Consider the following 9,471-nt stretch of genomic DNA (forward strand, 5'->3'; position numbering starts at 1 on the left):
CACCGCTCCCGCCGCACCGACCCCCGGGCGCCGTCGGCACTCGGCATCCGACCCCGCCGCCGCGGTGATCGCGTCGGCGGCCGACTCGCCTCGTCCGGTCGTGATCGAGCCGACGACGCCGAGCCGCTCCTTCTGGACGCGCATCGATCGTCCGTTCGTGTTCGGGTTCCTGGTGACTCTCGGCGGCCTGGGCGCGATCGTGATCGGTCTCGCGCTGTCGAACCTGTCCACGGTGCTGATCTACATCGCACTGGCGCTGTTCGGTGCGCTCGGACTCGACCCCGCCGTGCGCTTCCTGGAGCGCCGCGGTCTCTCCCGCGTCATCTCGGTCGTCATCACGATCCTCGCGCTCATCGTCGTGTTCGCCCTGGTGATCTGGATGATCGTCCCCGTGGTGATCGATCAGATCGTGAGCTTCGTGCAGTCCGTGCCCGGCATGATCAAGGACTTCACCCACAGCGACATCTACGCGACCCTGGAAGCGCAGTTCGGCGATCAGTTCCAGGACCTCGTCGCCCAGGTGCAGTCGTTCCTGACCGACTTCGGCAACCTGGCCACGATCGGCGGCGGCGCCCTCGCCGTCGGCGCCTCGATCGCCACCAGCATCTCCGGCGCCATCGTCGTGCTCGTCCTCACGCTGTACTTCCTCGCATCGCTCCCCACCATGAAGCAGGGGATGCTGCGTCTCGCCCCGGCCCGCGACCGGGCTCGCGCCGGAGACATCGCCGACCAGATCACCGACTCGGTGGGCGGTTATGTGATGGGGATGGTGATCCTGGCGTTCTGCAACGCGACGCTGGCCTTCCTCCTGTACCTGTTCCTCGGACTGCCGTTCCCGCCGCTGATGGCGGCGATCGCCTTCTGCATCACGCTGATCCCTCTGGTCGGCTCCGTGCTGTTCTGGATCCTCGGCACCTGCCTCGCGCTGTTCACCAACCCGATCGCCGCCCTGGTCTTCGCGGCGATCTACCTCGTCTACATGCAGATCGAGGCGTACGTGATCACCCCACGTGTGATGAACAAGGCGGTGTCGGTCCCCGGTTCGCTGGTCGTGATCGGGGCCCTGGCCGGAGGCACCCTGCTCGGTCTGCTCGGTGCCCTGGTGGCGGTACCGGTGACCGCGTCGATCCTCATCATCATCAAGCAGGTCCTCGTGCCGAAGCAGGACGCCAGGATCTGACCCCGCAACGACGAAGCGCCCAGACCCTGTGCGGGTCCGGGCGCTTCTGTCTGTGCGACTCAGCTGAGGTCGTTGTCGGACAGCCACTTCTTGGCGATGTCCTCCGCCGACTTCTGGTCCACCGTGCTCTGCACGTTGAGGGCGACGAGCTCTTCTGCGGTGAGCTTCTTGCTGACCGCGTTGATCACGTCGGAGATCTCGTCGGCGACGTCGCTCGAGGCGATCGGCACGACGTTCGAGGCCAGGATGATGTTCTCCGGGTCTTCGAGCGCGACGATGTCCTCGGTCTGGAACGCCGGGTCGGCCGAGTAGATGTCCGCCACCTGGATCTCACCGGCGAGCAGGGACTCCAGCGTGGTCGGGCCGGTCGCGGAGAAGCCGAGGTCGACGCCGTACACCTCCTTGGCCTTCGCGGGGCCGTAGGGGCGCTGCTCGAACTCCGGTGCTGCACCGATCGTGACCGGGGTGGTCACCTTGGAGAGGTCGCCGATCGTGGTGAGGCCGTTCTCCTCGGCGAAGCTCTTGAGCACCGTGTAGGTGTCCTGGTCGGAGGCTTCGGCGTAGTCGAGAGCGGTCAGGCCGTCGGGCAGCGCGTCCTTCAGGGCCGCGTACACGTCGTCCGGGCTGGTGGCGGTCGCGTCCTTGTCGAGGTACTCGAGCAGGTTGCCCGTGTACTCCGGGAACAGGTCGATCGCACCGGACTCGACGTCGGGCATGTAGGCGTCACGCTGGCCGATGCTGAACTGTCGGTCGACGTCGAAGCCTGCGCCCTCCAGCGCCTGGGCGTAGATCTCGGCGATGATCTCGTTCGAGTAATAGGCCTGCGAGCCGATGACGATGGTGTCGTCGCCGGAGCTCGATCCTTCGCTCGGGGCGTCGAGCGGGTTGCTGTTCGCGCAACCGCCGAGGACGAGCACCGCGGCGAGCGCGGCTCCACCGGCGAGGGCGAGACGTGACTTCCGTGCTGTGAACATGGGGACTTCCTCTTCTCTGGGACAACGGGGGTGAGGCTGTGGAACGTGTTTCGGCTGTGGTGTGTTTCAGGCAGTGGCCGGTGCCGGTGTGGCGGCGGCTGCGCGGGAGCGGCGCTTCGTGGTCGGCGCTCGCAAGCCCGCGGGAACGGCGGCGTGCTGGAGGAGGGCGAAGATCAGGTCGACGACCAGCGCGAGCACGGCCACGAGGATCGCGCCGCCGAGCACCTGGTCGAACTTGCGCAGGGGGATGCCCTGGATGATCGGCCAGCCGAGGCCGCCAAGGTTCACGTACGCGGCGATGGTGACCGTGGCGATCACCTGCAGCAGCGCCGCCCGGATGCCACCGACCAGCAGCGGGAGTCCGAGGGGCACCTCGACCTTCCAGAACACCTGCCACTCGGTCATGCCCATCGAGCGCGCGGAGTCGAGCACGCGACGGTCGATGGCCTCGAGCCCGGTGTAGGCACCGGCGAGGAGGGAGGGGATCGCGAGGAGCACGAACGTGATGATCGCGGCCTCGGGCACCCGCAGCACGCCCAGGATCAGCACGAGCAGCACCATCAGGCCGAACGACGGGATGGCGCGCGCCGCACCCGACACCGCGACGGCGATCTCGCGGCCCTTGCCGGTGTGGCCGATGAGCCACCCGAGCGGTATCGCGATGACGCCGGCGATCAGCACCGAGATCAACGTGTAGTACATGTGCTGGCCGAAAAGGACCGGCAGCGAGTAGGTGCCCACCCACCGGTCGGGGGAGAAGAGCCAGGCGAAGGCTTCCGTGAAGACGTTCATGCGGCTGCCCCCAGTGCGGCGGTCTGCTTCGCCGCGGACGGCGTCTTGGCGGCGCGCGTCCAGGGCATGAGGGCACGGCCAAGGAGCATGAGCAGCAGGTCGATGAGGAGGGCGATCACGACGACGGCGATCACTCCGGCGAAGACCTCGGCGAGGATGCGTCGCTGCAGACCGTTGGTGAAGAGGTAGCCGAGGTTGGTCACCCCGACCAGGATGCCGACCGTGGCGAGGGAGATGGTGCTCACGGCTGCCACGCGGAGACCGGCGAGCACCACGGGGCCGGCGAGCGGGAAGTCGACCGTCCAGAATCGGCGGAAGCCGCCGTATCCCATCGCGGTGGCCGACTGGCGGATGGCGGGGTCGACCGAGTCGAGGCCGTCGGACACGGCCCGCACGAGGATCGCGACCGCGTAGATCGTGAGGCCGATGATGAGGTTCACGGGGCTGCGGGCGGGATAGCCGGCGATCGAGGGGAGCAGGATCAGCAGCGCGAGGGAGGGGATCGTGTAGAGCAGTCCGGTGAGGACGATGACCGGCCCCTTGACCAGCTGATAGCGCCACGCGACCCACCCGAGGGGCAGCGACAGCACGAAGCCGAGCACGATCGCGATCGCACTCTGCTGCAGGTGGATGGCGGTCAGCTCGAGGATGAGGCCGATGTTGTCGACGATCCAGTTCACGGAGCGCCCTTCGTCACGCTCTCCTCGCTCAGGAGCGCGTCGGTCACCGCATCCGGCACATCGACGATCGACCCCTGGGTGCGCCCCTCGGAGTCGACCACGACCGTGCCGCGGGGAGTCTGCTTGAGGTGCAGGGCGCGGCGACCACGGTCGGCGCCGATGAACGCCGAGACGAAGTCGTCTGCGGGGTTCTCGATGATCTCGCTGGGGCTGCCGACCTGCACGATGCGCGCGCCCTTGTCGAGGATGACGACCTGGTCTCCGAGCAGGAACGCCTCGTCGATGTCGTGCGTGACGAACACCACCGTCTTGTCGAGCTCATGCTGCAGCCGCAGGGTCTCCTGCTGCAGGTCGGCCCGCACGATGGGGTCGACCGCGCCGAAGGGCTCATCCATCAGCAGGATGTTCGGGTCGGCCGCGAGGCCGCGAGCCACACCCACGCGCTGCTGCTGACCGCCCGACAGCTGGCTCGGGTACCGCTCGGCGAGTGCCTGGTCGAGACCCACCGTGTCGAGCAACTCCCGTGCGCGCTTGTGGGCGGCAGCCTTCTTCACACCGGTCAGCCGCAGCACCGTGGCGACGTTGTCGATGACCGTGAAGTGCGGCATGAGGCCGGAGTTCTGCATCACGTAGCCGATGCGTCGGCGCAGGGCCACCGGGTCACCCTGGAGCACGCTCTCGCCGTCGATCTCGACCTCGCCGGAAGTCGGCTCGACCATGCGGTTGATCATGCGGAGCAGAGTGGTTTTGCCGCAGCCGGACGAGCCGACGAACACCGTGGTCTTGCGCGAGGGCAGCACGAGGCTGAAGTCGTCGACGGCGAGGGCGCCGCCGGGGAAGCGCTTGGTGACGTTGCGGAACTCGATCATGGGCTGGTCTCCAGTCGGTCGATCGATGTGCGAGCGGACGAGTCTGTGCTCTTCTGATACTTACGGGGCTCTTCAGATGCCTACGGGGCTCTTCAGATGTCTACGGGCCGACCTCGACGCGCGGATCGAAGGCCACGAACCCGGAGAAGTCCTTGCCCACCCGATCGAAGGCGGAGGGGTAGGGGTTCGGATACGACCACGCGTAGTCGGTGTGGAGCTCACCGTCGGTCTGCACCGAGTAGTACTGAGCAGCTCCCTTCCAGGGACAGGTGTAGGGCGTGGGGCTCTCGACGAGCACTCCGGGCGTGATGGACGCCGGCGGGAAGTACCAGTTCCCCTCGATGCGGGCGAGATCGCTCTCGTCAGCTTCGGCGATGACGGTTCCTGCGAGTACAGCCTTCATGGTCCTGCCTCCTCGGATGTGGGTATGAGCGTATAAGACGGGTGCGACATCGTGGGTGAGGGTTGCGCCGCGCTCGTCAATATGAGAAACAATCCGGATCCTGTTCGACGCGATCACTCGAACGGATTGCCCCTGATCGCGGGATCAAGCCCTGACGTCCATCAGGCGGAGTCGCGGCCGTAGCCCTCCAGCAGTCGCAGCCAGATCTCGCTGATCGTGGGGTACGACGGCACCGCGTGCCAGAGGCGGGCGATCGGCACCTCGCCGACGATCGCCACGGTCGCCGCGTGCACCAGTTCCGCCACCTCGGGTCCGACGAACGTCGCACCGATCACGACGTCGCGGTCGGTGTCGACCACGAGTCGCGCCTGGCCTTCGAAGCCGTCTTCGTAGAGGCTCGCGCCGGCGACCCAACCCAGGTCGTAGTCGACGGCCTTCACCGCGATGCCGGCCTTCGTCGCCTGGGCCTCGGTGAGCCCCACCGACCCGACCTCGGGAATCGAGAACGTGACCTGCGGGACGGCGGCCTGGTCGGCGGTCGCGACGTGACGGCCCCACGGGGCGTCGTCGACGTCTTCGCCCTTGGCACGGGCGACGATCACATCGCCGGCAGCGCGCGCCTGGTACTTGCCCTGGTGGGTGAGGAGCACGCGGCCGTTGACGTCGCCGACCGCGTAGAGCCAGTCGGATCCGGGGACGCGGAGCGTGTCGTCGACGTCGATCCAGCGACCGGGTTCCAGGCCCACGACGTCGAGGCCAATGTCACCGCTTCGGGGAGAGCGACCCGTCGCGGCCAGCACCTCGGTCGCGGTGATCTCCTCACCGTCATCGCGGGTGATGGTCACGCCGTCCGCGCCGCGACGGACGGATGCGGTGCCCGTGCCGGTGCGCACGTCGACGCCGAGCTCCTTGAGGCCCGCGGCGACGCGTTCGCCCGCGAAGGGCTCCATCCCGCCGAGCAGACCGCTGCGGGCGATCACCGTGACCTTCGAGCCGAGTGCGGCATAGGCGGTCGCCATCTCGACGGCCACGACGCCTCCGCCGATAACGGCCAGGCTCTCGGGCAGCTCTTCGGCGCTGGTGGCCTCCCGGCTCGTCCACGGGGAGGCATCGCGGAGACCATCGATGGGCGGGATGACGGCATCCGAGCCGGTGCTGATGGCGACGGCGTGCCGGGCCGTGAGCACGCGCTCGGCGCCATCGGCATCCGTCACCGTCACTTCGCGCTCACCCGTGATGCGGCCGTGGCCGCGGGCCAGGTCGATGCCGGCCGAGTCGAGCCATTTGACCTGACCGTCGTCGGACCAATTGCTGGTGAACGAGTCGCGGCGGTCGAACACGGCGCGCACATCGAGCTTTCCGGTCACCGCCTGGGACGAACCGCCCACGTGCTGCGCGGCACGGAGCGCCTGCGCCGAACGCAACAATGCCTTCGACGGCATACACGCCCAGTAGGAGCATTCACCTCCGACGAGCTCGCTCTCCACGATGATCGCGGTGAGTCCGCCCTGCACGGCTCGGTCGGCGACGTTCTCGCCCACCGGTCCACCGCCCAACACGATCAGGTCGTATTCGTCGGTCTTCTCCGCAGTGTTCATGCGTCGCACCTCTCCGTGAGCCGATTACGTGGCCCAGTCTCGCTCATGAGCAACGCCGAGTCACGGGTGAGTTGTTCCCTGCGGCGTGGCGTCGGCGGACGAGATGGCGCTGATCTCAGCGCAGAGGGAGGTCGAGCGCCTCACGCATCCGTCGCGCCAGACGCAACACATGGTTTCGACGACCGATCGTCGATGGCAACGGAACTCGCTTGCCCTCGACACGCTCGAGCTCGATCATCCGAACCGAACCCACGAACGGGAGCCAGCCCACACCCGCTCCTCCGGCTCCGTAATAGAGCTGCATGTCGACGGCCACGATCTCTCCCGATCTGAAGAGGCGTCTGCGAAACCAGGTGCACACGACAACCGCGCCTGGCTCCACCCACACCCCGAGGAAGAGCGATCGTACGAACGCAGCCGCCGCAAATAGACACACGCATGCACCGATCCACCACGACGAAGTGCCCCAACTCACGGCGACCGTCAACACACTCGCAGCGCTACCCCAGAGCAAACTGCCCACTCGAGCACCTGCCGCCGAGCCCGCTACCTTTTCCAACTTCACCCATTGCTTCTCCGTGGCGACTTCTAACGGACCTGTTGGGAGGACCGCCCTTCGCATCCCGATCAACGTCAGGTGAACTCGGCTTGAGCGCACGCCCCCAGACGAGCCCGCACTGGCAACTAGCAGAAGGACCACTGCGCCATGCGTGATGCAGTACTCGACGATTGCTCGCCGACGCTCCACTGGCAGGCTGAGTGGCGTCTAATCGCGTGCGGTCTCCAGGGGGGAAGAATCCCCCATCAGCTTCGCGAGCTCGTGAAGCTCCCGCGCCCGAGCAGGTTCACCGTTCTCGAGCATCATCACCGCAAGATTGTGAGCGCTGTGGCCATCACCGCTGGCTATACCCGCCCTGTAGGCGGCCTCAGCTGCCTCGAAGTTCCCCGGCTCCTCGGCGAGGAGATTGCCAAGCAGAAGCGCTGCTCCGTACACGTCCGCGCGAACCAACCGCTCCAAGAGCTCGCGCGCTTCTGCCACCTTTTGCTGAGCAAGGAGAAGCTTCGCCAGCGGTACCCCAAACTCTTCGGACTCCGCAAGGCCACGCTTGAGCAGATGCTCAGCCTCACTGAACCCAACTGAGTCCCCCCCGCTTAATAGACTCTCGCCCAGGAGCCCTGCCAGACGTGCGGCATCTCCGGCGTTCGCAGAGATCGCCTTTCGTAACCAGAGCGTGGCTTCTTCGTGGTCACCGATCCAATTGAGACCTTCGCCGAGCGCTGCGAGCGCTGAACTCGAGCCGCCGCTCGCGGCTTCGCGGAACATCGAGATCGCGAGACGTTCGTCTACGTCCCAAACAGCGGCCGCCAGTTCGAACAGAGTGTTCGGGGTAGTCCCCGCGCTGAAATCGACTTCCTCAAGATCGACTGAGGGAATCAATGCTCGCATGACCGTCTGATCGAAGTCGCCTTTATCGCTTCTGACGGCGCGCAAGAAATCCAAGTACCGCCCCGCGGCGAAAGCACGCTCCGCCGCACGTCGATCCGACTCCATCAAGCCACCAAAGAAATCCCTCAAATAAAGTTCTGAATGATGCCCGTAGTCGCGAAAGCGAGCATGACGAGACCCACGAGTACGATTCCGGCGCCGACGACCCCCACCATGAATGGCGTCTGGCGGCCCGCCGAGGCCCGAGCGGCTCGCTGACCAAACATCGCTTTTTGATTTTTATATACCGCGTGATTGAGCCGACGACGATAGCGAATAGTAAGCATCCCTAAAACGACGGCCAGCAGCCCAATGATCAAATTCGGGAGAATCGTGCCAGCATGAACGAGGGTCAAGTTCACCACCCCCATCCGACGTCTGCACTGCGAGAGATTGTTAATACGACCGCCGCGGCATCAGCGATATCAAGTCATTGCGCTCCTCGCATCTCACACGGGGTGTCATGAACAGTTCCCGAGGGATATAGCCACCTCCCGTCAAGCTTCGCGGCACCCTCAGTCCTGAATATCGCCGAAATTCCGTTGAGTTCGTCTTCCGAATCACCGGTGTCGACGAATATGAGCATCTTTGCGTTCTCGACAGGAATTGCGGAGTCGTATTCGACCTCAAGACCCGCTGGAGGATTTGACAACGAAAACTCATCAGCCGGCTGGAACTTGAAATCGCCCTTTGCCCGAAGCGCGACGAAGTCCTCACGCCCCGGGGTAAACGTCGCGTAGTTGATTTCAAGATATTGGAAGCTCCCCGTTGGCTCCCCGCACCAGTGAAAGACGTACCCCCCGTCTCTCACCGTCATTGACATCGGTCGTTCGTTCCCCGCGCTCCAGAGGCACCCCGAAAGCCCGACCGCCGAGAGCAAAATGAACAGGGCGGCGAAACCTCGCTTGTTAGCACTCATATCCGCCTCCTCCTAGGTTCGCATCCATCTCGAAGTAGTTACGACATGCGCGATCCTCACTCCGAAGAAGGGACTTCAAAGTCTCCCCGGCATACGCCAGAGAGAACTCCGCCCCCCCACCCTGCCCACTGCTGTGCGTGTCTGAGTTCATGGTTCAAGAGTTCGGGTCTCCTCAGAACAGTACTGGTTGGCCGGTCTGTCAAGAAGACATCGCCAAGTGTTGTCCCTCCGCCGCCCGGGCTGACGAAGCTCCCGCACACGATCAGGCCATTGCTTGCCCGCTTCCAGTCTGCTTTGCCAGCTAACGCCACCCTGAGCGCAGCTATCGTCAACGTCGAGTTCGCCTTTGCGCGAAAATTCGCGTCCACGGAAGCGCGCTGCGTGCGCTTGAGAGCTTTCGTGACCTTATTAACTCCAAAGGATCCGATCAACGAGTTTAGTCGTCCATCACCACCCGTCGAGGGCGCGAAAGACCATTTCCTCCCACTAAGGTCGGTCCGTTGATGGGATCGGTCGGCCAGGAGTAGTCGTTCGCCCCACCGCCCTCGATCGGGTCGACCTGCAGGAACC

The 9,471-nt window shown here is 65.4% G+C and carries 11 protein-coding genes; 1 reads left to right on the forward strand and 10 read right to left on the reverse strand.

What is annotated here, in order from left to right:
* Window positions 1-1,180: AI-2E family transporter (locus DSP71_RS17590; RefSeq protein WP_258546525.1), on the forward strand; the 1,180-nt coding region annotated here is incomplete at its 5' end.
* 59 nt (window positions 1,181-1,239) lie between these two features.
* On the opposite strand, the gene DSP71_RS17595 is transcribed toward DSP71_RS17590, so the two are convergent.
* The 10 genes from DSP71_RS17595 to DSP71_RS17640 all read right to left on the reverse strand — a co-directional run bounded on the left by DSP71_RS17595 (window position 1,240) and on the right by DSP71_RS17640 (window position 8,901).
* Window positions 1,240-2,154 (reverse strand): ABC transporter substrate-binding protein, encoded by a 915-nt coding sequence (locus DSP71_RS17595; protein WP_113681708.1) that lies wholly within the window; start codon window positions 2,152-2,154, stop codon window positions 1,240-1,242.
* A gap of 66 nt (window positions 2,155-2,220) precedes the next feature.
* On the reverse strand, window positions 2,221-2,946 hold the full coding sequence (locus DSP71_RS17600; RefSeq protein ID WP_061015814.1) for an ABC transporter permease: 726 nt from the start codon (window positions 2,944-2,946) through the stop codon (window positions 2,221-2,223).
* Entirely contained in the window at window positions 2,943-3,626 is a 684-nt protein-coding gene (locus DSP71_RS17605; protein ID WP_113681709.1) for an ABC transporter permease, read from the reverse strand. Before DSP71_RS17605 ends, DSP71_RS17600 begins: the two co-directional genes overlap by 4 nt.
* Complete coding sequence (locus DSP71_RS17610) at window positions 3,623-4,495, reverse strand: ABC transporter ATP-binding protein (protein ID WP_113681710.1); 873 nt, start codon at window positions 4,493-4,495, stop codon at window positions 3,623-3,625. The genes DSP71_RS17605 and DSP71_RS17610 overlap by 4 nt, the downstream gene beginning before the upstream one ends.
* Before the next feature lie 100 nt (window positions 4,496-4,595).
* Window positions 4,596-4,898 (reverse strand): DUF427 domain-containing protein, encoded by a 303-nt coding sequence (locus DSP71_RS17615; RefSeq protein WP_061015819.1) that lies wholly within the window; start codon window positions 4,896-4,898, stop codon window positions 4,596-4,598.
* Between the two features lie 161 nt (window positions 4,899-5,059).
* On the reverse strand, window positions 5,060-6,496 hold the full coding sequence (locus DSP71_RS17620; protein WP_113681711.1) for an NAD(P)/FAD-dependent oxidoreductase: 1,437 nt from the start codon (window positions 6,494-6,496) through the stop codon (window positions 5,060-5,062).
* Between the two features lie 115 nt (window positions 6,497-6,611).
* Window positions 6,612-6,812, reverse strand: coding sequence for a hypothetical protein (locus DSP71_RS17625; protein WP_147251356.1), 201 nt, complete (start codon window positions 6,810-6,812; stop codon window positions 6,612-6,614).
* 450 nt (window positions 6,813-7,262) lie between these two features.
* Window positions 7,263-7,997, reverse strand: coding sequence for a lipopolysaccharide assembly protein LapB (locus DSP71_RS17630; RefSeq protein WP_147251357.1), 735 nt, complete (start codon window positions 7,995-7,997; stop codon window positions 7,263-7,265).
* A gap of 71 nt (window positions 7,998-8,068) precedes the next feature.
* Window positions 8,069-8,344 carry a hypothetical protein gene (locus tag DSP71_RS17635; protein ID WP_147251358.1) on the reverse strand — a complete coding sequence of 92 codons (276 nt, stop codon included), beginning with the start codon at window positions 8,342-8,344 and terminating at the stop codon, window positions 8,069-8,071.
* Window positions 8,345-8,412: 68 nt separating this feature from the next.
* A complete protein-coding gene (locus DSP71_RS17640; protein WP_113681715.1) occupies window positions 8,413-8,901 on the reverse strand; it encodes a hypothetical protein in 489 nt (162 codons plus the stop codon).
* Window positions 8,902-9,471 lie beyond the last annotated feature (570 nt).

Origin of the sequence: Microbacterium sp. H6 (genome assembly GCF_003314775.1) — a bacterium.
Lineage (GTDB): Bacteria > Actinomycetota > Actinomycetes > Actinomycetales > Microbacteriaceae > Microbacterium > Microbacterium oxydans.